Consider the following 25,556-nt stretch of genomic DNA (forward strand, 5'->3'; position numbering starts at 1 on the left):
GTTTCCATGATTTCGATCCTGCGACGTGGCCTGCTGGTCCTGCTGGCGATCTTTCCCCTGCTGGCCCTGGCGGCGCCGGGGCAGTCTGCCCGTGATGTGATCCAGGGCACCACCACCCAGTTGCTCAGCGACCTGAAGAGCAACAAGGAGCAGTACAAGGCCGACCCCAATGCGTTCTACAACGCGCTCAACGCCAACCTTGGCCCGGTGGTCGATGCCGACGGCATCTCCAGGAGCATCATGACGGTCAAGTATTCGCGCAAGGCCTCGCCCGAGCAGATGCAGCGCTTCCAGGAGAACTTCAAGCGCAGCCTGATGCAGTTCTATGGCAACGCCTTGCTGGAGTACAACAACCAGGGCATCACCGTCGACCCGGCCAAGGCCGAGGGTGACGATCGCACCAGCGTCGGCATGAAGATCACCGGCACCAACGGCGCGGTCTATCCGGTGCAGTACACCATGGTCAAGCTGGACGGCGAGTGGAAGGTGCGTAACGTCATCGTCAACGGCATCAACATCGGCAAGCTGTTCCGCGACCAGTTCCAGGATGCCATGCAGCGTAACGGCAACAACCTGGACAAGACCATCGACGGTTGGGCCGGTGAAGTGGCCAAGGCCAAGGAAACAGCCGACAGCTCGCCGGATAAGGAAGTCAAATGAGCGACGCCGCCGTGAGCATGGCCGCGCCGGGCGTTCTCGCCCTGGCCGGCGTGCTGGATTACCGCAGCGGCCCGGCCCTGCGCAAACAGGGCAAGGCGTTGATCGCCGCCAGTGGCGAGGCGCGCCTGGTGTTCGATTGCACTGCGGTGGTCAAATCGAGCAGCGTTGGCCTGTCGTTGCTGCTGGGGTTCATGCGCGATGCCCAGGCAGCCGGAAAAACCTGGGAGTTGCGCGGTATCCCCGAGAACATGCAGGAAATTGCCGGGGTCTATGACCTCGATGAGGTATTGGCGGGCTGATGCCCTGCCGTTCGGGAAAGGCCCCTCGGTCAGTGCGCCCCTTCATGGGCTTCGCAGGCGAGGGGCTTTTTTGTATGATGGCCGACCCGCGCGCGTTGGGCGCCGATCGAGGTTGAGCATGCAGGCCGTAGAAGTTAAAAGCTTTCTGGAAGAGAAATTGCCGGGAACCCAGGTCGAAGTTGAAGGCGAAGGCTGCAACTTCCAGTTGAACGTGATCAGCGACGAGCTGGCCGGCCAAAGCCCGGTCAAGCGTCAGCAGGCGATCTATGCTCACCTCAATCCGTGGATCGCCAACGGCAGCATTCACGCGGTAACCATGAAATTCTTCAGCAGCGCAGCCTGGGCTGAGCGCACCTGAGCCTACTTGGCGGCGAGATACGTATGGACAAACTGATTATCACTGGTGGCGCGCGTCTCGATGGCGAGATCCGCATTTCCGGCGCAAAGAACTCCGCCCTGCCGATCCTTTCGGCCACCCTGCTGTGCGATGGCCCGGTCACGGTCGGCAACCTGCCGCACCTGCACGACATCACCACCATGATCGAGCTGTTCGGCCGCATGGGCATCGAGCCTGTGATCGACGAAAAGCTCTCGGTGGAGATCGACCCGCGCACCATCAAGACCCTGGTCGCTCCCTACGAGCTGGTCAAGACCATGCGCGCCTCGATCCTGGTGCTCGGCCCCATGGTAGCCCGCTTCGGTGAAGCCGAAGTGGCCCTGCCGGGTGGCTGCGCCATCGGTTCGCGTCCGGTCGACCTGCACATCCGCGGCCTCGAGGCCATGGGCGCGAAGATCGACGTCGAGGGTGGCTACATCAAGGCCAAGGCCCCCGAAGGCGGCCTGCGTGGCGCGCACTTCTTCTTCGACACTGTCAGCGTCACCGGCACCGAGAACATCATGATGGCCGCTGCCCTGGCCAAGGGCCGCAGCGTGCTGCAGAACGCCGCCCGTGAGCCGGAGGTGGTCGACCTGGCCAACTTCCTGATCGCCATGGGTGCGAAGATCCAGGGCGCCGGTACCGACACCATCACCATCGATGGCGTCGAGCGCCTGCACTCGGCCAACTACCGCGTCATGCCCGACCGTATCGAGACCGGCACCTACCTGGTCGCCGCTGCCGTTACCGGTGGCCGCGTCAAGGTCAAGGATACCGACCCGACCATCCTCGAAGCCGTCCTCGAGAAGCTCAAGGAAGCCGGCGCCGACATCACCACTGGAGAAGACTGGATCGAGCTGGACATGCACGGCAAGCGTCCGAAGGCCGTTAACCTGCGTACCGCTCCTTACCCGGCGTTCCCGACCGACATGCAGGCGCAGTTCATTTCGCTCAACGCCATCGCCGAAGGCACTGGCGCGGTAATCGAGACCATCTTCGAGAACCGCTTCATGCACGTGTATGAGATGCACCGCATGGGTGCGCAGATCCAGGTCGAGGGCAACACCGCCATCGTCACTGGCGTCAAGGCGCTCAAAGGTGCGCCGGTGATGGCCACCGACCTGCGCGCTTCCGCCAGCCTGGTGCTGTCGGCGCTGGTCGCCGAAGGCGACACCCTGATCGATCGCATCTACCACATCGACCGTGGCTACGAGTGCATCGAGGAGAAACTGCAGATGCTGGGCGCGAAGATCCGTCGCGTACCGGGCTAGCAGTCATCGTGGCGCAGGGACGCGCCAGCCGAATCGTATGCGGTCGGGCTGCTGAGCCCGGCCGGCAGTAGACGCTTAAGGACCGACGTTCCAATGTTGACCATCGCGCTATCCAAAGGCCGTATTCTCGACGATACCCTGCCACTGCTGGCCGAGGCCGGTATCGTGCCGACCGAGAATCCGGACAAGAGCCGCAAGCTGATCATCCCCACCACGCAGGATGATGTGCGCCTGCTCATCGTGCGTGCCACCGATGTGCCGACCTATGTCGAGCATGGCGCCGCCGACCTCGGTGTGGCCGGCAAGGACGTGCTGATGGAATACGGTGGCCAGGGCCTGTACGAACCCCTGGACCTGCAGATCGCCCAGTGCAAGCTGATGACCGCTGGCGTAACCGGCGCACCAGAGCCCAAAGGCCGCCTGCGCGTGGCTACCAAGTTCGTCAATGTAGCCAAGCGCTACTATGCCGAACAGGGCCGCCAGGTCGACATCATCAAGCTGTACGGCTCCATGGAACTGGCGCCGCTGATCAACCTTGCCGACAAGATCATCGACGTGGTCGACACCGGCAATACCCTGCGCGCCAACGGCCTCGAGCCCCAGGACCTGATCGCCACGATCAGCTCTCGCCTGGTGGTCAACAAGGCCTCCATGAAGATGCAGCACGCCCGTATCCAGAGCCTGATCGACACCCTGCGCAACGCCGTCGAATCGCGACACCGCGGCTGACCTCTGCGCGCGACCTCCGCTGTCGCGCCCGTCTATCCGCGTCATAGCCTTTTTTCTCAGGTGCCCGCGCGGATGGAGTGGTAGCTTTAGGGCGCCTGAACATCCGCTAATAACGAGGCCCTCGCCATGACCGTGTCCACTGCAATTGCCCGTCTCAACGCCGCTGACCAGGATTTCGCCCGACATCTGGATCATCTGCTGAGCTGGGAAAGTGTGTCCGATGACGCGGTCAACCAGCGCGTGCTCGACATCATCAAGGCCGTGCGTGAGCGCGGTGACCAGGCGCTGGTGGAGTTCACCCAGCGTTTCGATGGTGTTGATGCCAAGACGATCGACGACTTGATCCTCGATCGCGAGCGCCTGGAGCTGGCGCTGACGCGCATTACCCCGGTACAGCGCGAGGCCCTGGAAAAGGCCGCCAGCCGCGTGCGTATCTACCATGAGCGGCAGAAGCAGGACTCGTGGCAGTACACCGAGGCTGACGGCACGGTCCTCGGCCAGAAGGTCACGCCGCTGGACCGCGCTGGGCTGTATGTGCCTGGTGGCAAGGCATCGTACCCGTCGTCGGTGTTGATGAATGCCATTCCGGCCAAGGTCGCGGGCGTCGGCGAGGTGGTGATGGTAGTGCCGACCCCCCGTGGCGAGGTCAACGAACTGGTCCTCGCCGCAGCCTGTATCGCCGGGGTCGACCGGGTGTTCACCGTCGGTGGTGCCCAGGCCGTGGCAGCCCTGGCCTACGGTACCGAGAGCGTGCCGCAGGTGGACAAGATCGTCGGCCCGGGCAACATCTACGTGGCCACTGCCAAGCGCCATGTGTTCGGCCAGGTTGGTATCGACATGATCGCCGGCCCTTCGGAGATTCTGGTGGTCTGCGACGGCCAGACCGATCCGGACTGGATCGCCATGGACCTGTTCTCCCAGGCCGAACACGACGAGGATGCCCAGGCGATTCTGGTCAGCCCGGACGCCGCTTTCCTCGATCGCGTCGCTGCCAGCATCGATAAACTGCTTCCGACCATGGAGCGTGCCGAGATCATCGAGAAGTCGATCAATGGCCGTGGCGCGCTGATCCAGGTGCGTGACATGCAGCAGGCCATCGAGGTGGCCAACCGCATTGCCCCCGAGCACCTGGAGCTGTCGGTGGCCGATCCGCAGGCCTGGTTGCCGCATATCCGCCATGCCGGCGCGATCTTCATGGGCCGTCACACCAGCGAGGCGCTGGGCGACTACTGTGCCGGCCCCAACCACGTGCTGCCGACTTCCGGCACTGCGCGCTTCTCTTCGCCGCTGGGCGTGTATGACTTCCAGAAGCGTTCGTCGATCATCTTCTGCTCCGAGCAGGGCGCATCCGAACTGGGTCACACCGCTTCGGTGCTGGCCCGTGGCGAGTCGCTGACCGCCCATGCCCGTAGCGCCGAATACCGCATCCTCAACGAGAAGGGGAACTGAGCATGAGTCGTTTCTGGAGTCCCTTCGTCAAGGACCTGGTGCCTTACGTGCCGGGCGAGCAGCCCAAGCTGGCGCGTCTGGTCAAGCTGAACACCAATGAGAACCCCTATGGCCCGTCGCCCAAGGCGCTGGAGGCCATGCGCGGCGAGCTCAACGACAACCTGCGGCTGTATCCGGACCCGAACGGTGACCGGCTCAAGCAGGCGGTGGCCGAGTACTACGGCGTGACGCCGGCCCAGGTGTTCGTCGGCAACGGTTCGGACGAGGTGCTGGCGCACATCTTCCATGGCCTGTTCCAGCACGACCGTGGGCCGCTGCTGTTCCCGGACGTCAGCTACAGCTTCTACCCGGTCTATTGCGGCTTGTACGGTATCGCGTTCGAGCAGGTGGCGCTGGATGAGCAGTTCCAGATCCGTGTTTCGGACTACATCAAGCCTAATGCCGGGGTCATCTTCCCCAACCCCAATGCGCCGACCGGCTGCCTGTTGCCGCTTGAGGCGGTCGAGCAACTGCTGCAGGCCAACTGTGATTCGGTGGTGGTGGTCGATGAGGCCTACATCGATTTCGGTGGCGAAACGGCCATCAGCCTGGTTGATCGCTATGACAACCTGCTGGTGACCCAGACCTTGTCCAAGTCGCGTTCGCTGGCGGGGCTCAGGGTTGGCCTGGCGGTGGGGCATCCTGACCTGATCGAGGCCTTGGAGCGGATCAAGAACAGCTTCAACTCCTATCCGTTGGATCGCATGGCTATTGTCGGGGCGGCGGCGGCGTTCGACGACCGTGAGTATTTCGATGAGACCTGCCGCAAGGTTATCGATAGCCGGGACTTGCTGGTTTCTGAGTTGGTGGCGCGTGGGTTCGAAGTGCTGCCTTCGGCGGCGAACTTTATCTTTGCCCGGCATCCCGGGCAGGATGCTGCCGGGATCGCGGCGCGGCTTCGTGAGCAGGGGGTGATTGTTCGGCACTTCAAGCAGGAGCGGATTGCGCAGTTCCTGCGGATTACGATTGGGACGCCGGAGATGAACCAGGCTTTGCTTGATGCTTTGAATTGATTTCAGGGGTTTGACAGGGGGGCGGATTGGGGGTGGTTGTTCTGACTTCTGATTCGCCCCTTGTTGTTTGGTGGTTTTGGAAGTTGTATGCGCATTCATTTGTGATGTCGACGCTTATTCACCTTTCCGCCCTTACGGCGGCTTACTTTGGTCGTAACTCGCCGTCCGCGGCCAAAGTAAGCAAAGCCGTGGCGCTCCATTCATCCGGCCCTCCGCTTCGCTCCGGGTTCCCTCACTCCGGTCTTGCTCCCGGGAGGACCGCGCTGAACGCCCCATCCTGGGGCGCAGCGCTTGACGGGCATCCATGCCCGTCACCTCCCTCCGCAAGACCTCCGTTCGGCCTCCTGAAGTCGCGAAGTTACGGGCGGCGCCTGGACTGGCGCAGCTGTCGCTAGTTGGAGCGCAATTAATCTCTCGATTGTTTCGCGGGCTTGCCCCGCGATAGGCCGGAACAGCCAATATATAACTTACTTTGAAACAGTAAGCTTCGCACTTCCTGTTCTTGCTCTTGCTCTTGCTCTTGCTTCTAAGCGCGCGACAGTTCAGGCGCTGCCAATTGCGACTTCAGGAGGCCGAGCGGAGTTCTTGCGTAGTGGGGCGACGGGCATGGATGGCCGTCGAGCGCTGCGCCCCAGGATGGGGCGTACAGCGCGGTACCCACGGGAGCAAGAACGGAGCGAGGGAACCCCGGAGCGAAGCGTAGGGGCCGTATGAACGGAGCCGAACGGTTTTGCCGACTTTTGCCAAGACAAAAGTCGGCCGCCGTAAGGGCGGAAAGGTGACTAAATGTCGATATCGTCTACGAATACGCATAAAAAACAAAAAACAATCACCCTCAAGCCCCAGCAGCACCCCGCCCCCCTTTATGCGCCAAAACACTATAAATGCACGGCAAAACAAACAACGTAAACAAAGTCCCCACCGACATCCCGGTAGCAATCACCATCCCGATATCAAACCGGCTGACCGCCCCGGCCCCGGTTGCCAAAATCAAGGGCACCATGCCGAACACCATGGCCGCCGTGGTCATCAGCACCGGCCGCAAGCGAATCGCGGCGGCTTCTTCGATCGCCTCGCGTACCCCAAGCCCCCGCTCGTCCCGTAGCTGGTTGGCAAACTCGACAATGAGAATCCCATGCTTGGTAATCAACCCGATCAGTGTCACCAACCCTACCTGGGTATAGATGTTCATGCTCGAGACCCCAAGGAACAGCGGCAAGAGCGCCCCGCAGATGGACAACGGCACGGTCACCAGAATCACCAGCGGATCGCGGAAGCTCTCGAACTGCGCCGCCAGCACCAGGAAGATGATCGCCAGCGCCAGGCCGAAGGTCACCCACAACGCGCTGCCCTCCTGGACGAACTGCCGCGCTGTCCCGGCATAGTCCAGTGAAAAACCTTCCGGCGCCTCCTCGCGGGCGATGGCGCGCACGGTATCCAGTGCTTCACCCATGCTCACCAGCGGAACGCCCTGGATGATCGCCGAGTTCAGCTGCTGGAACTGGTTGAGCTGTCGCGGTCGGGCGCGGTCGCTCAGGGTGATCAAGGTCGATAATGGCAACAGCTGGCCTTGCTCGTTCTTCACGTAATAGCTGTTCAGCCAGCCGGGGTTGGCGCGGTAGGGCCGTTCGACCTGGGCGATGACCTTGTAGCTGCGGCCCTCCAGCGTGAAGCGGTTGATCTCGGCCTCGCCCAGCAAGGTCGCCAGGGTGCTGCCCAGAGTGTCCATCGACACCCCCATCTGCGCCGCCTTGGCGCGGTCGATGTCGATCACTACCTCGGGTTTGTCGAAGGCCAGGTCGATGTCGAGGAAGGCGAACTTGCCCGAGGCCTGGGCGCGCTCCTTGACCCGTTGCGCCACCTCTAGCAGCGCCGGGTAGTCACCGGCGGTGTTGATCACCAACTGGAACGGCAGGCCTTCGCCGGTGCCGGGCAGCGACGGCAGGTTGAAACCGAAGATCTGCAGGCCGCCGATCTGTTCGAGTTCGGCCTGTACCAACGGCAACAGCTGCATCTGCGTGCGCTCGCGTTCGTTCCAGGGCTTGAGCAGGAAGCCGCCGATACCGCTCTGCACACCGTTGAAACCATTGATCTGGAATGACGAGTAGTACTCGGGGAAACCTTTGAAGATCGGCGTGAACTGGTCGGTATAGGCGTTGAGGTAGTCCAGGTTCGCGGTCTGCGGCGAACTGCTCATCATGAAGATCACCCCCTGGTCCTCCTCCGGGGCCAGCTCGTTGCGGGTGAACATCAGCAGCACCGGGATCAGGCACAGGATGAGCACGGCGAACACCAGCACCACCGGGCGGCTGTTCAGCGTGCCGTGCAGCAGGCGCTGGTAGCGCACCTTGAGCGCGTCGAAGATCAGGTCCAGGCGGTGGGCCAGGCCACTGGGGTTTTGTTCGTGGCGCAGCAGCAAGGCGCACATCATCGGGGAGAGGGTGAGCGCGACGATGCCGGAGATGACCACGGCACCGGCCAGGGTCAGGGCGAACTCCTTGAACAGGGCGCCGGTCAGCCCGGTAAGAAAGCCGATGGGAGCGTACACAGCTGCCAATGTGATAGTCATCGACACGACCGGCAGGGCGATCTCGCGGGCACCCTCCAGGGCCGCTTCGAAAGGCGTCTTGCCTTCCTCGATATGACGGTGGATGTTTTCCACCACGACGATGGCGTCATCCACCACCAGGCCGATGGCCAGTACCATCGCCAGCAGGGTCAGCAGGTTCAGCGAGTAGCCCATCATCTGCATGAAAAACAGTACGCCGATCATCGACAGCGGAATGGTCACCACCGGGATCACCACCGAACGCAGGGCGCCGAGGAACAGGAACACCACGACGATGACGATCAGTACCGCTTCGCCGAGGGTCTTGATCACCTCGTCGATAGAGGCCTGTATGAACAGGGTGGCGTCGTAGGCGATAGACACTTTGAGGCCGGAGGGCAGTGCTTCCTCGAGCTGCGGCATGATCCGCCGCACCTCCTTGATCACCTCCAGCGGGTTGGCTGCCGGCGTGGCCTTGATGCCGATGTACACCGATGGCGTGCCGTCGAACGAGCTGACCGTGTCGTAGTTCTCCGCACCCATTTCCACCCGGGCCACGTCGCCCAGCAGCACCCGGCTGTCGCCGCTGGTCTTCACCGGCAGTGCGGCGAAGGCTTCGGCCGACTTGAGCTCGGTGGTGGCGTTGATGCTGGTGACCACGTACTCGCCCTTCACTTCGCCGGCCGCAGAGAGGAAGTTGTAGCGGCGCACGGCGTTGGTCACGTCTACCGCCGACAGGCCGAAGCCGGCCAGCTTCACCGGGTCGATCCAGATGCGCATGGCGAACACCTGGTTGCCGAGGATCTCGGCCTCGGCCATGCCCGGCAACGTGGCCAGCTTGGGCTGGATGACCCGTGACAGGTAGTCGGTGATCTGTGGGTTGCTCATTTCCTTGCTGTAGAAGCTGATGTACATCAGTGCCGAGGCGTCGGCGGCCTCCTTGCTCAGTACCGGATCCTCGGAGTCCTGGGGCAGCTTGTTGCGCACCTCGTTGGCCTTGGCCAGCAACTGGGTGAACAGGCGGTCGGTGTCGGCGCCGATCCGCGCGTAGACCGAAATGATCGAGAAGTTCTGCCGGCTCACCGAGGTCATGTAGTCGATGCCGTCGGCGCTGGCCAGGCTCTGCTGCAGCGGCTGGGTGATGTAGCCCTGGATGGTCTCGGCGTTGGCCCCTGGGTAGGCGGTGGTCACCGTGATCAGGGCGTTTTCCATCTGTGGGTACTGGCGGATCTGCAGCTTGCTCCAGGCCTGCAGGCCCAGCAGCAGGATCAGCAGGCTGACCACGCAGGCCAGCACCGGGCGGCGGATGAACGGGTCGGTGAACGCCATGGCCGCCTCCCGTTCACTGCGCGCCGGGCGCGGTGGGTTTCAGGGGCGTATCGGTGCTGATTCGGATCGCCGCGCCTGGGCTCAGCTTGAGCTGGCCGGCGGTGACGACCTGGTCGCCGGCCTGCAGGCCCTTGAGCACCACGACCCAACCCTCGCGGCGTTCGCCGGTCTGTACGGTGAGTTGTTCGGCGACCAGTTGCGGCTGATCGTTGGCATCGCGCAACGGCTGGCCGTCCTCGCCCTTTTTCGGGCTGACGCGATACACCGAGTTGCCATAGAGGGTATAGGTGATGGCGTTTTCCGGCACCACGACCTGCGGTTGCGGGTCGGGCAGCAGCAGTTGCAGGCTGGCGAACATGCCCGGCAGCAGCTTGCCTTCGGGGTTGGCCAGGGTGGCGCGGACCAGCAGGTTGCGCGTGCTTGCCTCGACCTTGGGGTTGATCGCGCTGAGGCTGGCGGGGAAGGTCTGCTGCGGATAGGCCGCCACCTGGGCCAGCACCCGTTGGCCCAGGCTCAGACGAGGCAGCGCTTGCTCAGGCACGTTGAAGTCGACATAGAGGCTGGACAGGTCCTGCAAGGTGGCGATGACCGTGCCGCTGGGCAGGTAGGCACCGACGTCCACCTGGCGGATGCCGATGGTGCCGCTGAACGGGGCGCTGATGCTCTTTTTTGCCAGCGATGCCTTCAGCTGGTCGACCACGGCCTGGTTGCGCCGGTACTGGCTGGTCAGGCGGTCGTACTCGCCGCGGGAGATCGCCGAATCGCCGACCAATTGGCTGCCCCGGCCGAAGTCGACCTTGGCCAGCCCCAGGTCGGCCTGGGCGGTGCCGAGCAGGGCGGTTTCCTGGTCGCTGTCCAGTTGCAGCAGCAACTGGCCCGCCTTGACCTGTTGCCCCGACTCGAAATGCAGCGACTTCACCGTGCCGGCCACTTCCAGGCTCAATTCCACGCCCTGGTAGGCCTTGAGGCTGCCGACTGCCGGCAGGCGCTCCTGCCACTGGCGCAGCTCGGCCTGGGCCGCGGCCACGCTGACCGGGGGCCTGGGCTGCGAGAACATCTGCACTTGCTGGTAGATGGAAAAGGCCTTGATGCCCCCCAGGATCAACACGATCAGCAGGACGACGGCCAACATGATCAGCATGCGGCGGCGCAACATGGTCCGGTTCCCTGGAGGTAGGTTTTTATTTATCGGGCACGACCACGGGCGATCCGCTCCACGGGCGATGGGGCAAGTATTGTCGGTTTTCTGGAAAAGGGGAGGAGATAGATTGCCTGTTGTGGCCTCATCGCCGGCAAGCCGGCTCCCACAGGAGGGTGTTGCTGGTGTGGGAGCCGGCTTGCCGGCGATGGGGCCGGTGCAGGCAATAGAACGATCAGACCAGATGCAGGTGGTTGTCCCAGAACCCGGACGGCAGGTCCATCGGTTGCCCGATCAACTGCGCCTTGCGGCAGTCATAGAAGCGGCAGCGGCCCTGCCCGGAGGTGACGATGAAGCCGTCCTTCACCGCCCCCACCCCGGCGCAATCGGGCATCGGCGCGTCGAGCTTCACTGCGCCGCTGTCCAGGTCCCAGATGAACAGGCGGTTGGCCCGCGGCGCGGTCAGCGCCACCAGGCGCAGGTCGCTGTGGATGGCGACACTGGCGGTGTACTGGGCCATCGATTGCAGCTGGCGCTCCGGCACCGGGAAGGCCTTGAACGGCTCGCCTGGGCGCTTGATCGCCAGCAGTTCGGCGGTTTCTTCCGAGCCCCCCATGAACTGCTGGCAGGCGGCGATGGTGCCATCGTCGCCAACTGCCAGGTGACGCACGCTGTTCATCTGTTGGGCCAGGGTCTCCTTGCTTAGCAGCGTGCCGTCACGCTGCATCAGCACCAGGCTCGGCTCCATGGCGTCGAGGTTCATCTCTACCCGGCTTTCGGCCTCGGTGCGGATGCCGCCGTTGGCCACCACCAGGGTCTCGCCATCGGGCAGCCAGGCCACTTCATGGGGGCCGATGCCATGGGTGGAGAGTTCGCCACTGTGCACCAGGCGCTCGCCCTCGAAGCGGTAGACGCCCAATACGCCACGGCCCGGGTCGCTGGTGTCGTTCTCGGTCGCATACAGCCACTCGCCACCCTTGTGGATCACTGCGTGGCCGTAGAAGTGCCGGTTGGGCTGTGAGGCGAGGGTCTGCAGCAGGCGCCCGTCACGCAGGTCGACCAGATAGCTCTCGGTGCCGGGCCGGCGGGCGACGAACAAGGCGATCGGCAGCGTCGGGTGGTTGATGATCGCATGGCAACGCTGGGTCACCTCGGTGCTGAACACCTGGGTGCCGTCCAGGCGAAAGCCGACGGCGTAGTGCTTGCCGTCGCCATCGTCACGGGCCGACAGCAGCAAGGGTTCGCTGCCTTTGCCGCGGAACAGGCTCCAGCCACCCAGGGTGAGGGCGCTGAGCAGAACGCTACCGAGTTTCAGGGCCTGGCGTCGCAGCATGATCAGTCACCGTCGTTGGCGTTGAAGCCCAGCTGGATGTTCAGCGCCTTGGCCAGCTCGCCTTCGTGCAGGCGGTGGACGACGTTGAGGGCATCGTAGATCTGGTTGAGGGTCTGCTTGCCAGCGTCGTCGGCCAGCAGTTCGCCGAGGGTCTTCTGGTTGTCGGCCAGCAGCTTGAGCGCAGCAGCATAGGCATCGTCGATCTTCTGTGCCAGTGCCGTCTGGTCCTTGCCCAACAGGCCGCGCAGGCCTTGATTGTCGACCCCGACCCAGACGGTCTGGGCGGCCTTGAGCGAGGCTTCCAGGCTCTTGATCGAGGAGTGGCTGCGCCAGGCCTCGGCCTGCAACGGTTGGGCAATGCCCTTGCTCTGCCGGCCCATCGGCGCGCCAAGTTTCTTCTTCAGGCTGTCCAGGGCGGTGACCTGGGCACGCAGCACGTCGGCGATCGCCTCGTGGGAGTCGGCGTAGCGCTGGTTGGGGAACTTGGTCATCTGCGACAGCATGCCGTCGGTGCTGTTCCAGCCTTTGAGGATCTCTTCGGCCAAGGCCTTCTGGTGTTCGCCGATGGCGACCAGCAGCGGGCAGTAGCGGGCCTTCTGTTCGGCACTGGCGATGTCCGGCTTGCTGTCGAACAGGATGTATTCGTAGGCGGACAGGCCACGGACCACGACGCTGGCCTTGCCCAGCGATTCGACGGTGACCGCCTGCTCGCCGTTGACCAGTTGCTCGACCTGGCGGCCGACCAGGTTCTTCTTGTCTGGCCAGAACTGCACCTGCCAGGCACGGTTGCCTTCGGCCAGCGGGCCGACCAGCAACGGTTGCAACTCGGCCCAGGCTTTTTGCGCGGTGAGGAAGTCGGCGCGGGCGGTCTCGAGGTCCTGCTTGCCCTCGCAGTAGGCCAGGGCGCTGGCGGCCAGTTGCCGGTCGGCCTCGACCCAGCGGCTGTAGGTCGGCAGGATCACCTGCTTGGCGATGGCCGCGGAGGTCACTGCCTGTGGGTCTTGTGGCGAGCAGGCGCCCAAGGCGAGTGCGGCGAGGCTGGTGAACAACAGTTTGGGTCGGAACATGCCCGGCTCCTTGTGCGTTTAAAGTGAATTCAGGAAGGCCAGCAGCGCGGCGCGCTGCTCGGCATTGAAGGTCAGTACATGATCGCGCGCCGCCTGGGCTTCGCCGCCGTGCCAGAGCACGGCCTCGAGCAGGTTGCGGGCGCGGCCGTCATGCAGGAACTGGCTGTGGCCGCTCACGGTTTCGCTCAGGCCGATGCCCCACAGCGGTGGGGTGCGCCAGTCCTGGCCGTTGGCGGCAAATTCGGTGCGCTCGTCACTCAGGCCCGGGCCCATGTCGTGCAGCAGCAGGTCGCTGTAGGGGCGGATCACCTGGTTGGCCAGTTCCGGCTCGGCCACATTGGTTGCGGTGGTGAACTGCGGGGTGTGGCAGCCCTGGCAACCGGCCTGGTAGAACAGGTTCTTGCCGGCCAGTACCTGCGGCGCATCGACGTTGCGCCGGGCCGGCACGGCAAGGTTGCGGGTGTAGAAGGTGACCAGGCGCAGGATATTGTCACTGACCTCCTTTTCGCCGCCCTGGCCATCGCCATTGGGCGCAGTCAGGCAATCGACCTGCGCTGCGGTGCAGTCGTCCTTGGGCAACAGGGTGGTGGTCAGGCCCATGTCGCCGGCGAAGGCGTGCACGTTCTGCTGGTTGATGTTGGGCTGCCCTGCCTTCCAACCGAAGCGGCCGATCATGGTCTTGCCCTGGGCATCGTCCCACACTCGGTTGGCGCGGCCACGGATGCCGTCGCGGTTGTGGTCGTCCGGGTCCTCATTAGCCAGCAGGTCGGCTTCGGGGATGGCCTCGAGCAGGCCCAGGCCGATCATCGGCGGGGCGACCCGGGCGGAGAAGCGGGTGTCCGGGTGCAGCGGGCCGTAGCCGAGCTGGCTGATCCGCAGGGTCGGGCGGCGCAGCTCGACCTGGTGGCCGTCCGCGAAGGCGACGCTGTGGTTGTCGTAGGTTACGCGGACCTTGCCTTCCGGGGCCACGCCGGGGATGGCCATGTCCTGCAACTGGGTACCGTAGACGGGCTCTGGGACCACGCCCAGGCGCTCGATCACCTGGGCGTAGTACGGCTGGTCAGGGATCGACAGGCGCACCAGCATCGATACCGCGTTGCTGTCGTCTGGCTCCGGCGGATGGCCGCGACCATCGCGCACGTGGCAGTTCTGGCAGGCGTTGGTGTTGAACAACGGGCCGAGGCCATCGCGGGCAGTGGTGGTGGAAGGGGCGATCACCCAGGGGTTGCGGAAGAAGCTGTTGCCCACGGCGAAGTCCAGGCGTCGTTCGGGCGTGAGATTGGCCGAGGGCAGCGAGTAGGCGTTGCGATCGCTGCGCTGCACCGTCGCCTTGCCGCCCGAGAGCGCCTCGCCGGGCTCGGCCTGGGTGAAACGCGGGGCGTCGTCACAGGCGGCGAGGGCGAAGGCCAGCAGCAGGGGGCTTAGGCGGAGCACGGACATCGAGGATCCTGGGCATGGGCGAAAAACCGGCGTGCAAGCTTATCAGGCCGGGGGTGATTGAATAAGAGCAATTTGCAATTGCCAGATGAAATTGGCTTTACCTGGAAATGTCCGCGCCCACCCATTGCGCTCCCGAAGGCATGTCACGGAAATGAAAAAGGCGGCCCGAAGGCCGCCTCTGCTGAACCGCGACGCTGATCAGAATTCGTGATCGGCTGTGTCCGGGTTCAGGTTGTCGATGCCCAGCTTGCCCGCGGCCTGCTCGATCGCGCCGGTCTGCTTGACCAGGGAGGCGATGGCATCACGCACGATCTGGTTGCCGGCGGCATTGTCGGCGGCGATCAGTTGGTCGTAGTGCTCGCCCTTGAGCGCGTGGTCGACGATCACCTGGATCTTGGCTTCGGTGGCTTCCAGGTCGGCTTTGAGGGTGGCGTCGGTGGCGGGATCGGCCTTGGCCACCAGCGACGACAGGCTCGGGCCGCTCAGCTTGCTGCCGTCGACACGGGTATATTCGCCCAAGTAGACGTTGCGGATGCCCTTGGCGTCGTAGAAGTGCGAGTAGTGGGTGTTGTCGCTGAAGCAGTCGTGTTCGTCTTCCGGCGAGTTGGCCTCCAGCGAGACCTTCATGCGCTCGCCCGCCAGTTCGCCCAGCGACAGGCTGCCCATGCCGAACAGCATCTTGCGCAGGCCATCGTTGGCCGGCTCTTTTTCCAGGCTGGCGCGGTAGTTGTCGGCGACGTTCGGCGCCCAGTTGCCGACCATTTCCTCGAGGTCCTTGACCAGCAGGTCGGTGGCCGCCTTCAGGTAGGCACGACGACGGTCGTTGTGCCCGCCGGTGGCACCTTTGCCTTCGAGGTAGTCGGAGGCCGGGCGGTTGCCCGCGCCTGGGCCGGTGCCGTTGAGGTCCTGGCCCCAGAGCAGGAATTCGATGGCGTGGTAGCCGGTGGCAACGTTGGCTTCGGAGCCGCCCAGCTCGTTCAGGCTGGCCAGCTTCTCGGGGGTGATGTCCTTGACGTCGATCTTGTCTTCGCCCACCTGGATCTCGGTGTTGGCGATGATGTTGGCGTTGGCCGCCGGGTTGCCCAGGGCGTGCTCATAGCTCTTGTCGGTGTAGTCGATCAGGCCTTCATCCAGGGGCCAGGCGTTCACCTGGCCTTCCCAGTCATCGATGATGGTGTTGCCGAAGCGGAATACTTCGCTCTGCAGGTACGGTACGCGCGAGGCGACCCAGGCGTCCCGGGCGGCTTTGAGGGTCTGGTCGTCAGGCTTGGCGAGGAAGGCGTCGACGGCGGTCTGCAACTGCTTGGCGGTGCTCAGCGAGTCGCTGTACACGGCATGGACCATCTCGGCGTAGTGCTTGACCACGGCCTTGGCGGCGGCTTCATCGACAGCCCCTGGTGCCGCGGTGGTGGTGGCAGCGGCAGGTGCCTGGGCTTGCGGTGCGGCGGCCTTGTCGTCCTTGCCTTCGCCGCAACCGGCGAGGGCGATGGCGATGGCCAGCAGACTGGCGGAGGCCAGAGGCATTCGAATCATTATTGGTTTCCTGCGTCGTGTGGTTGGACCATGGGTGGACCGTGCGCCGTGGCACGCGAAACCGCAACATCATGCGAAAGATTTGCATTTGCTGTAAAGGGGCGGGCGCGCATTTCATGCAAACGCCCGTTTGCGCGGCTTCACCCAGGTTGGCGGTGGTTACAACGCGGAAACCTGGTTGCGTTGCGCCTGCTTGAGGAAGTTGGTCAGTTCACGCGCGGAAAGCGGTTTGCTGTAGTGGTAGCCCTGACCCTCATGGCAGCCCTGGGCGATGATGTAGGTCTCCTGTTCGGCGGTTTCCACGCCTTCGGCGATCACCTGCATGCCCAGGCTCTTGCCCAGCTGGATGATGGCGCGAACGATGGTGGCGTCGTCATCGTCGTCGAGCAGGTCCTGGACGAAGCTCTTGTCGATCTTGATCTTGTCCAGCGGCAGCGACTTCAGGTAGCTGAGCGAGGAGTAACCGGTGCCGAAGTCGTCGATGGCGATCAAGGCCCCGGAGCGGCGCAGGCTCAGCAAGTGTTGGGCGGCGGTGCTGATGTCTTCCATCAGACCGGTCTCGGTGACTTCCAGCTCCAGGCTGCGCGGTGGCAGGCGGTAGGCCTGCAGCAGGTTGTTGACCACCCGCGGCAGCTCGTTGTGGTGCAACTGCACAGTGGACAGGTTCACCGCCATGCGCAGTTCGCTGAAGCCCTGGTCGTGCCATTCGCGCAACTGCCGGCAGGCCTGGTCGAGCACCCACTCGCCGATGCTGATGATGCTGCCGTTCTGCTCGGCCAGGGGGATGAACTGGTCGGGCGGGACCATGCCCAGCTCCGGGTGCTGCCAGCGTAGCAACGCTTCGACGCCGACCACGCGGTGGTCGCGATAGCTGATCTGCGGTTGGTACACCAGGTACAGCTGGTTGCGCGGCAGGGCTTCGCGCAGGTCCTTTTCCAGCTCGCGGCGGCGGCGCATCTCGCTGTCGACGCTGGCGATGTAGAACTGGTAGCGGTTGCGCGAGCGGGCCTTGGCCAGGGTCATGGTCTGCTCGGCCTTTTGCAACAGCTTCTCGGTGCTGTCGCCGTCCTCGGGGAACAGGGTGATGCCGATGGTGGCGCGCAGGCGGATTTGCTGGTGGTCGAGGTCGAAGGGTGCCTCGAGGTCGTCGAGGATGCTCTGGGCCAACTCGGCGGCTTCGTAGGGCTGCTCTATATTGGCCTGGACCAGGGCGAACTGGTCGCCGCCCAATCGCGCCAGGGCGCCGAGGCGGCCGCTGTGCGCGCGCAGGCGGTCGGCCAGGGCCAGCAGCAGCTGGTCGCCGACCTGGTAGCTGAACTGCTCGTTGATGCCTTTGAAGTCGTCCAGACCCACGCACAGCACGGCGACGCGGCGCTGCAGGCGGCCACCGTCGACGAGGATCTTGTCCAGTTGCTGTTGCAGTTGCTGGCGATTGGGCAGGCCGGTGAGGAAGTCGTACTGGGCCATGCGCTGCAGGCTGTTCTCGGCCTCGTGGCGCAGGTGGGTGTTGCGTTCGATGGAGGCCAGCAACTGGTTGGCGGTGTTGACCCAGATGCCCAGCTCGTTGCGCTCGTGCCCCTTGAGCAGGGGGATCTGGTGCTGGCTGGGGCGGTCGGGGTTGATTTGCGTCAGGTGCTCAATGATCTTCGACAGCGGCTTGGTCAACAGCCAGTGGTACACCAGGTACAGCACCAGGCCCATGGCCAGGGCGCGCAGCACGCCGGAGATGAAGATGATCACCGCGTTGACCAGGAAACCCTCGCCATAGGCGCAGGTGTCGAGGGTGATGCTCAGGTCGCCGTAGTATTCACTGTAGGGACCGCGGCCGACCAGTTGCGTGGTGTAGGTGCGCTCCTGGCCGAGGATCAGGTCGGTCAGCCAGCGCATGGACATGTCCTGCAGTGGCCGGGATTTTTCCGCGAGCATGGTTTCGTTGGGGTGGCCGATGGAGGCCATGCGTACCGAGCCGTCCTGGAACAGGCCTTCCATCACCTGCATGCCCATTTCCCGGTCGAGGCTGTACACCGCCTGCGTCGAGGGGTCGCGGAACATGTCGAGGATGCGCTGGGCGTCGTTGTTCACGGACTGGCGGGTTTTGTAGGCGTCATAGACGATCTGCGCACAGCTGAGTACGACGCCGACAGCCAATGCCGAGAGCAGTACGACCCTCAGCAACTTGACCGATAAGCTGTTTCGGAATTCCAGCTTCAATGGGGTTTCCTTAATCCATGCGCATGCCATTATTTTGCCATCAACCATGGCGAGAGACTATCGACCCCATACCCCGTCAGGCAACCTGTCCGTCGACGGCATTGCCCTTGACTCTGTATCGGTCGAGCGGTCATGCGACTTGAGTGCGCTGCGTCAACTTTCCAGAAGGTTGATGTTAGCGCGCTATGCGGGCTGAGCAAGAGCGCGAAGATGGGTTGCAAGCAATTCTGTCAGGTCTGCCCTTGCAGGAGGCGAACACATTTCCCCAGGCAATAAAAAACCCGGCGCCGGGCCGGGTCTTTTGAATTCAAGGCGAGCAATCAGGCCTTGAAGGTCTTACCTTCGAACTGCTCGGCAACGAACTTCCAGTTGACCAGGTTCCAGAACGCCTCGACGTACTTCGGACGCAGGTTGCGGTAGTCGATGTAGTAGGCGTGTTCCCAGACGTCGCAGGTCAGCAGCGGGGTGTCGCCGCTGGTCAGCGGGCAGCCGGCGCCGATGGTGCTGGCCAGGGCCAGGGAACCGTCAGCCTTCTTCACCAGCCAGCCCCAGCCGGAACCAAAGGTGCCGACCGAAGTCTTGGTGAACTCTTCCTTGAACTTGTCGAAGGAACCGAAGGCAGCGGTGATGGCGTCAGCCAGGGCACCGGTCGGTTGGCCACCGCCGTTTGGCGACAGGCAGTTCCAGTAGAAGGTGTGGTTCCAGACTTGGGCTGCGTTGTTGAAGATGCCGCCCGAAGAGCTCTTGACGATCTCTTCCAGGGTCTTGCCTTCGAATTCGGTGCCTGGGACCAGGTTGTTCAGGTTCACGACATAGGTGTTGTGGTGCTTGTCGTGGTGAAACTCCAGGGTTTCCTTGGAGATGTGCGGCTGCAGGGCATCGTGGGCGTACGGCAGCGGCGGCAATTCAAAAGCCATGGTGGATCTCCTGATTCAGGTCTGTTTGCGGTATGCGCAAGGCCGATCACGGGCGGCCCGGTGAGCGTCGGCGAGTTTGTACTCTTTGCGACGCAAGGGCTGGATCATAGCACCGGCCTCGGCGCTTAACCACGCAACATCTATAGGGAATAGAGGTTCCAGAGCGGTTGGCTGGGGCCGACAGGTGGGCTGCATGACTGTCGCGGCTCAGCGTGGGATACCCGGTTTTTTCGCGGCGTCAGTTGAAGATCAACTGCGCCGCCACCGCGAACATCATTACCGCCACCATCAGGTCCAGCATGCGCCAGGTCGCCGGGCGCGCCAGCCATGGCGCCAGCCAGGCGGCGCCGATCGCCAGGGTCGAGAACCATACCAGCGAGGCACTGGCGGCGCCGGCCACGTAGGCGCCGGGCACGGTCTGCTGGGCGCCGAGGGAGCCGATCAGCAACACGGTATCGAGGTAGACGTGCGGGTTGAGCAGGGTCACCGCCAGGGCGCTGAGCAACACTGCGCGGCGCGAACGCATGCCCTGGCCTTCCTGATGCTGCAGGCTCTGTTTAGAGCAAGCGCTGCGCAGGGCCTTGGCGCCGTACCAGATCAGGAACAGCGCACCGCCCCAGCGGGCCACGGCCAGTAGTGTTGGGTTGTGCGCCAGCACCGTGGCCAGGCCGAATACCCCGGCGGCGACCAGCAGCGCATCGCAGACGATGCACAATGCGGCTACGGGCAGGTGGTGTTCACGGCGCAGACTTTGTGCCAGGACGAAGGCGTTCTGCGCGCCGATGGCCATGATCAGGCCGAAGGCCACCAGCATGCCGTTGAGATAGCTTTGCCACATAGCGGGAACACTCCACTGACGCCGATGCACGATCGGCGCGGGTTGCCAAGAAAGATGTGGCTATTGTGGCGGCTGTGGCGCTATAAGAAAAACAAATAGAGCTGATCAGTCATTAGAGAAATCGATGTTCGATTACAAACTGCTCGCTGCCCTCGCCGCAGTGATCGAGCAAGGTGGTTTCGAGCGCGCGGCCCAGGTGTTGGGGTTGTCGCAATCGGCCATCTCGCAACGCATCAAGCTGCTTGAAGCACGGGTTGGCCAGCCAGTGCTGGTGCGCGCCACGCCACCGAGCCCGACCGAAGTCGGGCGCCAGTTGCTCAACCATGTGCAGCAGGTGCGCCTGCTCGAGCGCGACCTGCAACGCCAGGTGCCGGCACTGGACGAGGAAGGCATGCCCGAGCGCCTGCGTATCGCCCTTAACGCCGACAGCCTGGCGACCTGGTGGGCGGGGGCGGTAGGCCCGTTCTGCGCCGCGCAGCAGGTGCTGCTCGACCTGGTGGTCGAGGATCAGGAGGTCGGTCTCAAGCGCATGCGCGCCGGCGAAGTGGCGGCCTGCCTATGTGGCAGCGAACGGCCGGTGGCCGGGGCGCGCAGCCTGCCGTTGGGCTCGATGCGCTATCGGGCGCTGGCCAGTCCCGCGTTCATGGCGCGTTACTTTCCCCAGGGGTTCGCGGTCGAGCGCCTGGCCCGTGCCCCGGCGGTCGTGTTCGGGCCGGACGATTTCCTGCAGCATCGCTACCTGGCGTCGTTGGGTGTGCAGGAGGGCTTCCTGCATCACCTGTGCCCCTCGTCCGAAGGTTTCATGCGCATGACCGAGGCTGGTCTTGGCTGGGGGCTGGTGCCGGAACGGCAGGTGATCAAGCAACTGGCGCGTGGCGAACTGGTGGAAATCTGTCCAGATACACCCATCGATGTGCCGTTGTACTGGCATCATTGGCGCAACGGCGGGCAGTTGCTCGCCCAGTTGACCGAGCACCTGCGCCATTCGGCGCGGGCCTGGCTGGTGCCCTTGTAGGCACTTCAAGCGTCAGCTGCATCCGAAATAGGGCAAGGCGGAGTCTTACATGCGAATTCTGGTCACCGGCGCGAGCGGCTTCATCGGCGGGCGCTTTGCGCGCTTCGCCTTGGAGCAAGGCCTTGAGGTGCGGGTCAACGGTCGGCGGGCGGAGGGCGTTGAGCATCTGGTCAAACGCGGGGCGCAGTTCATCCCCGGCGACCTGGGTGATGCCGAACTGGCCCGGCGCCTGTGCCAGGGGATGGACGCGGTGGTGCATTGTGCGGGAGCGGTGGGCACCTGGGGACGCTACCAGGACTTCCACCAGGGCAATGTGGTGCTCACCGAGAACGTGGTCGAGGGCTGTATCAAGGAGCATGTACGGCGCCTGGTGCACCTGTCGTCGCCGTCGATCTACTTCACCGGCCGCTCGCGCCTGGACATCCGCGAAGACCAGGTCCCACGCCGCTTCCACGACCACTACGCGCTGACCAAGCACCTGGCCGAGCAGAAGGTGTTCGGCGCCCAGGAGTTCGGCCTGGAGGTGCTGGCGTTGCGGCCGCGCTTCGTCACCGGGGCCGGCGACGCGAGCATCTTCCCACGGCTGATGCGCATGCAGGCCAAGGGGCGTGTGGCGATCATCGGCAATGGCCTGAACAAGGTCGATTTCACCAGTGTGCACAACCTCAACGAGGCACTGCTCAGCGCACTGTTCGTCGAGGACCAGGCCTTGGGCCAGGCCTACAACATCAGCAACGGCCAGCCGCTGCCGCTGTGGGATGTGGTCAACTACGTGATGCGCCGCATGCAGCTGCCCCAGGTCACCCGCTATCGCTCACCCGGCCTGGCCTACAGCCTGGCGGCGCTCAACGAAGGCGCCTGCCTGCTCTGGCCCGGGCGCCCGCAGCCGACCCTGAGCCGCACCGCAGTGCAGGTGATGAGCACGGATTTCACCCTCGATATCAGCCGCGCGCGCCAGTATCTGGACTACCGGCCCGGCACCGATGTGTGGTCGGCGCTGGATGAATTCTGCAACTGGTGGCAGGCACAACCCGGGCAACGCTGAACCTGTGGGTGGGATGATGGTCATCAGTGCGCCGCCCTGGCGGTTTATACTCATGCCTCTTTGCTACTACCGCGGTTGAATGCACCCATGCGTAACGACGCCCATGAAGATTTTGACGACGTGCCCTCCTTGCGTGCCGGCACTCCCGATGACGACGAACTGCTGCCCGCCCATGTCGCCCGCAGCCGCCAGAAGGCGGCACGGCCGCGCAGCAATGGCCCGCTGTGGACGTTGCTGGGCGCCGCTTTCATCGCCCTGGCCGGGCTTGGCTGGTGGAGCTTCCAGCAGCTCGCGCTGATGGAGCAGCAACTGGTCGCGACTCAGGAAAGCTTTGCCCGTATCAGTGAAGAGGCCGCCGGCCGCCTGCAGGTGATCAGCGGCAAGGTCGACGCCAGTGAATCCAGCAACAGTACGGGCAGCGAGGCATTGAAGTTGCAGATTCGCCAGTTGCAGACTTCCCTGGCCGAGCAGGGCAAGCAGCAGCTGGGCGTTGCCGGCCAGGCGGGAGACCTGGGCAAGCGCCTTGAGCAGGTGCTGGCCGATACCCGTGAACAGCAGAAGGTGGTCACCGAACTGCAAAGCCAGTTGCAGGCGCAACTCAAGGCCGTCAATGCCGAGCTGGCTGCGCTCAAGTCGGGGCAGGTGGACGGCGGTAAGCTCGATGGCCAGCTAAAGAGCTTGAGCAACGACGTGGCGGCGCTGAAGAAACAGGGCAACCCGAGTGCCGCCATCGAGAGCCTGGAGCAAGATATGCTGGTGCTCAAGAGCCAGGTGGACAATCGCCCGACAGCCTCTGCAGGCGGAGCTTCGGTGCAGGAGTTCGATGCCTTCCGCGGGCAGACGACCCGCAATATCAACACCCTGCAGAGCCAGATCCAGAACTTGCAACAGCAGATCAATGCCCGCCCTTGAGCCGAGCATGAATGTGGCACCTGGTACTTCGATCGGGTGCCATTGCCTCTGATCTTGCCTGTTTCCCGCGCCTGCAGCATCCCCTTCGGCAGACCCCGCCCCGTCCGTACCTGGCATTTTTGTCAGGTGTAGAGCTGGCGGGAGTTTGTTACATCTACAGCACGACGACGGCAGCCGTTTCCTTCCTTGATCCTGTTTCCATCACTCGTTGGCAAGTGCCTTGTGTCGTGACGAACTCGTTGCCCCGTATCCGCAAGGGTGCAGGGCCGCGTTCCTAGTAGAATCAATTAGGAAGAAGGCCATGAACAAGCCTGTACCCAAACAACTTAGCGGCCAATTGCTGCGGCCCGCGGGTAAACGCTCCAGAGTGTTGTTTCCACAGGGTGGAGTGTTGGACTTCAAGGACCTGATTGTCGAGGGTCTGGTTGAGGACGGCGTGGACAATCCTGCTGAACTCTTGCCGGTGGCGGATCATGACAAACCGTTGAACGTGAGGGTGCCCAACTGGGATGCGGCCGAGGAAGGTATGGTCATCGCGCTGTATGTGAACGGTGACGAAGAACTTGAAGGTATGGGCGGGGCCTGGCATTCGATCACGGCGACGGAAGCGGCAAATCCCCTTCACGAGTTTCCACTGGCGTTACCGAGTACATACTGGGATTTCGTTGCAAAGGGCGAGGATCGCACCTTCCAGGTGGGTTACTCGGTCCGACCAGAGTTTTCAGGTGAATACGAAAGAGGGCCCAATCGGGTCATCCGTATCGACAAATTGGCGCCAGGCGGCAACCCTGGAACCCTCGCCAGGCTATCGTTTGCTGCGGAGATCGAGGCCAGGAAGCGCATCCTGATAACGGACTTTGTCTCGGACATGCTCACGGTTCATGTCAGGGGCTATCTGGCGCAGAAGCAGGGTGACCAGATCATGGTGACCATGAACGACGGCACCACCTCATTGTCGGTTGGCCCTTTCTCCGTCACCAGCAGTAGTGACGCCACGCCTGTGGCGTTGCCGCTGGCCGAGCTACAAAAGCTCAATGACAATACCCTGATCACATTCACCTACACGTCGCAGGATCGGGCAGGGAATCTCTCGGTCGTTTCCGTGCCGCATAACACCCTCGAGTTACTGCTACGGGATATTCCGGTCGTTTTGCCAACACCTGAAGTGCCAGGATTTGATCAGCCGGGCGATCCGCTGATCCTCGACCAAGATGCCCGTGCGGGCATCAGGCTGGTGGTTCCCACGGTCACCGGGGCTCGTATCGCAGACAAGGTCTTCGTGCTTTGGGGAACGCAGCGTTCGGATGAACATGAAGTCATCGTGGTGCGGCCATCGCCAAACCCATTGTTGGAGCTAGATTTGCTTTATCCGCTGACCAGCGCTGGGCCGCAGACAGGTGCCGTGGCGGTCAGCTATGAACTGTGGCGCGACGGCTTCAAGATCGGCGACGCGACGTCCCCGGCGACTGTGAATGTCGACCTGCGACTGCCGGGGGGGCCCGATCCCGATCCGGAACTGCCAGGGCATGGCAATCTGAAATTGGCCACCATCGTCGGCGATGACTCCGGGCAGACGGATGACCTGACACCCGAGGATGTCGGCGCAGGTGCGCAAGTGACCATCCCCTGGTTCGCCGTGGGCGGTAGTGAACTGTTGCAGGAGGACGATAAACTCCAACTGATCTGGGGCGCACAGCCCCCCCACGCACTTGCTCCCGTGAGCGCTGCCGAGGCGGCTGCCAAGGTCGACATCACCCGCCCGGTTCTCCCGACCGTGTTGGCCAGCGAGCCCAGCGGCACGGTACAGATGGCCTATACCGTGACCCGGGTGTTCGGTGCGAACGGCGAGGAAAACACCGCGCTTTCGCCATCCAAGCCTGTTGCCGTCTTGCGCGGGCAAGATCTACCGGGAGAGGGCACTGCACTCAAGGAACTCGAGTTCACCGACCTCAATCGGTTTGGCGCAATCGACATCGAAAAGGCGCAACGACCTTTACCGGTGAGAATCGAGCTTTATGACAACGTGGTCCCGGGCGACGAAATTGTGATCCATCTCAGGGCAGTCGACAGTCAGCGTCCGTCTGGCGGAAACCCGATCAGGGCTGCTGAAGAAGACCTCCCATTCATCAGAATCGAACAGCATCACATAGACGAGGGTGAACTCACCTACGAGATCGCACGTCGATGGGCGTTTATTGTCTGCACTGGCTCGGCCACCGTCGAGTACACGGCGACGAATAAGTTTGGGCCGGTGAAGGCCGGTCACAAGCGTGTAGTCGTCACGGTAAAAAACCCCAGAGAGGAAACATGCCCGTTGCCTTGAAGTGAAAGTGTCCTGGCGATTCGCCAGGGCACTGTTTCTTCACATTCCATGGTTGTCTGTAGGCACCTTGA

General features: G+C 63.4%; 20 protein-coding genes. 11 read left to right on the top strand and 9 right to left on the bottom strand.

Annotated features, from left to right (window positions below):
- Positions 1-6: 6 nt before the first annotated feature.
- From ACVWY1_RS06335 to hisC, 7 genes are all read left to right on the top strand, one after another.
- Complete coding sequence (locus tag ACVWY1_RS06335; RefSeq protein ID WP_457377975.1) at positions 7-660, top strand: MlaC/ttg2D family ABC transporter substrate-binding protein; 654 nt, start codon at positions 7-9, stop codon at positions 658-660.
- Positions 657-959, top strand: coding sequence for an STAS domain-containing protein (locus tag ACVWY1_RS06340; RefSeq protein ID WP_023630424.1), 303 nt, complete (start codon positions 657-659; stop codon positions 957-959). The genes ACVWY1_RS06335 and ACVWY1_RS06340 overlap by 4 nt, the downstream gene beginning before the upstream one ends.
- A 118-nt stretch (positions 960-1,077) precedes the next feature.
- Positions 1,078-1,317 (top strand): BolA family protein, encoded by a 240-nt coding sequence (locus ACVWY1_RS06345; RefSeq protein WP_023630425.1) that lies wholly within the window; start codon positions 1,078-1,080, stop codon positions 1,315-1,317.
- A gap of 23 nt (positions 1,318-1,340) precedes the next feature.
- A complete protein-coding gene (gene murA, locus ACVWY1_RS06350) occupies positions 1,341-2,606 on the top strand; it encodes a UDP-N-acetylglucosamine 1-carboxyvinyltransferase (protein WP_046856963.1) in 1,266 nt (421 codons plus the stop codon).
- A 93-nt stretch (positions 2,607-2,699) separates the two neighbouring features.
- A complete protein-coding gene (gene hisG, locus ACVWY1_RS06355; RefSeq protein WP_023630427.1) occupies positions 2,700-3,335 on the top strand; it encodes an ATP phosphoribosyltransferase in 636 nt (211 codons plus the stop codon).
- A 126-nt stretch (positions 3,336-3,461) separates the two neighbouring features.
- On the top strand, positions 3,462-4,784 hold the full coding sequence (gene hisD, locus ACVWY1_RS06360; RefSeq protein WP_457377976.1) for a histidinol dehydrogenase: 1,323 nt from the start codon (positions 3,462-3,464) through the stop codon (positions 4,782-4,784).
- Positions 4,785-4,786: 2 nt separating this feature from the next.
- Entirely contained in the window at positions 4,787-5,836 is a 1,050-nt protein-coding gene (gene hisC / locus ACVWY1_RS06365; protein ID WP_457377977.1) for a histidinol-phosphate transaminase, read from the top strand.
- Positions 5,837-6,671: 835 nt separating this feature from the next.
- Here the strand turns inward: hisC and ACVWY1_RS06370 are convergent.
- The 9 genes from ACVWY1_RS06370 to ACVWY1_RS06410 all read right to left on the bottom strand — a co-directional run bounded on the left by ACVWY1_RS06370 (position 6,672) and on the right by ACVWY1_RS06410 (position 20,190).
- Positions 6,672-9,713, bottom strand: a complete 3,042-nt coding sequence (locus ACVWY1_RS06370) for a multidrug efflux RND transporter permease subunit (protein WP_457377978.1) — start codon at positions 9,711-9,713, stop codon at positions 6,672-6,674.
- Positions 9,714-9,726: 13 nt separating this feature from the next.
- Entirely contained in the window at positions 9,727-10,869 is a 1,143-nt protein-coding gene (locus ACVWY1_RS06375; protein ID WP_457377979.1) for an efflux RND transporter periplasmic adaptor subunit, read from the bottom strand.
- Positions 10,870-11,086: 217 nt separating this feature from the next.
- Entirely contained in the window at positions 11,087-12,184 is a 1,098-nt protein-coding gene (locus ACVWY1_RS06380; protein ID WP_457377980.1) for a DUF1513 domain-containing protein, read from the bottom strand.
- A 2-nt stretch (positions 12,185-12,186) separates the two neighbouring features.
- Entirely contained in the window at positions 12,187-13,251 is a 1,065-nt protein-coding gene (locus ACVWY1_RS06385; RefSeq protein WP_110697558.1) for an imelysin family protein, read from the bottom strand.
- An 18-nt stretch (positions 13,252-13,269) separates the two neighbouring features.
- Entirely contained in the window at positions 13,270-14,691 is a 1,422-nt protein-coding gene (locus ACVWY1_RS06390; protein WP_457377981.1) for a di-heme oxidoreductase family protein, read from the bottom strand.
- 198 nt (positions 14,692-14,889) lie between these two features.
- The gene (locus tag ACVWY1_RS06395; protein WP_277503004.1) at positions 14,890-16,224 is read right to left on the bottom strand and encodes an imelysin family protein; all 1,335 of its coding nucleotides are present in this window, start codon (positions 16,222-16,224) and stop codon (positions 14,890-14,892) included.
- A 159-nt stretch (positions 16,225-16,383) separates the two neighbouring features.
- Positions 16,384-18,435 carry a putative bifunctional diguanylate cyclase/phosphodiesterase gene (locus ACVWY1_RS06400; protein ID WP_102682811.1) on the bottom strand — a complete coding sequence of 684 codons (2,052 nt, stop codon included), beginning with the start codon at positions 18,433-18,435 and terminating at the stop codon, positions 16,384-16,386.
- A 320-nt stretch (positions 18,436-18,755) separates the two neighbouring features.
- Positions 18,756-19,352, bottom strand: coding sequence for a superoxide dismutase (locus ACVWY1_RS06405; protein WP_102682810.1), 597 nt, complete (start codon positions 19,350-19,352; stop codon positions 18,756-18,758).
- 238 nt (positions 19,353-19,590) lie between these two features.
- Positions 19,591-20,190, bottom strand: a complete 600-nt coding sequence (locus tag ACVWY1_RS06410) for a LysE/ArgO family amino acid transporter (protein WP_038705505.1) — start codon at positions 20,188-20,190, stop codon at positions 19,591-19,593.
- A gap of 124 nt (positions 20,191-20,314) precedes the next feature.
- On the opposite strand from ACVWY1_RS06410, the gene ACVWY1_RS06415 reads away from it, so the two are divergent.
- From ACVWY1_RS06415 to ACVWY1_RS06430, 4 genes are all read left to right on the top strand, one after another.
- Positions 20,315-21,205, top strand: coding sequence for a LysR family transcriptional regulator ArgP (locus ACVWY1_RS06415; RefSeq protein WP_277503006.1), 891 nt, complete (start codon positions 20,315-20,317; stop codon positions 21,203-21,205).
- Between the two features lie 49 nt (positions 21,206-21,254).
- A complete protein-coding gene (locus ACVWY1_RS06420; protein ID WP_457377982.1) occupies positions 21,255-22,250 on the top strand; it encodes an NAD-dependent epimerase/dehydratase family protein in 996 nt (331 codons plus the stop codon).
- Between the two features lie 87 nt (positions 22,251-22,337).
- Positions 22,338-23,162 carry an ATPase gene (locus tag ACVWY1_RS06425; RefSeq protein WP_457377983.1) on the top strand — a complete coding sequence of 275 codons (825 nt, stop codon included), beginning with the start codon at positions 22,338-22,340 and terminating at the stop codon, positions 23,160-23,162.
- Positions 23,163-23,463: 301 nt separating this feature from the next.
- A complete protein-coding gene (locus ACVWY1_RS06430) occupies positions 23,464-25,485 on the top strand; it encodes a hypothetical protein (RefSeq protein ID WP_457377984.1) in 2,022 nt (673 codons plus the stop codon).
- Positions 25,486-25,556 lie beyond the last annotated feature (71 nt).

The sequence above is a fragment of the Pseudomonas sp. TE6288 genome (assembly GCF_054062095.1).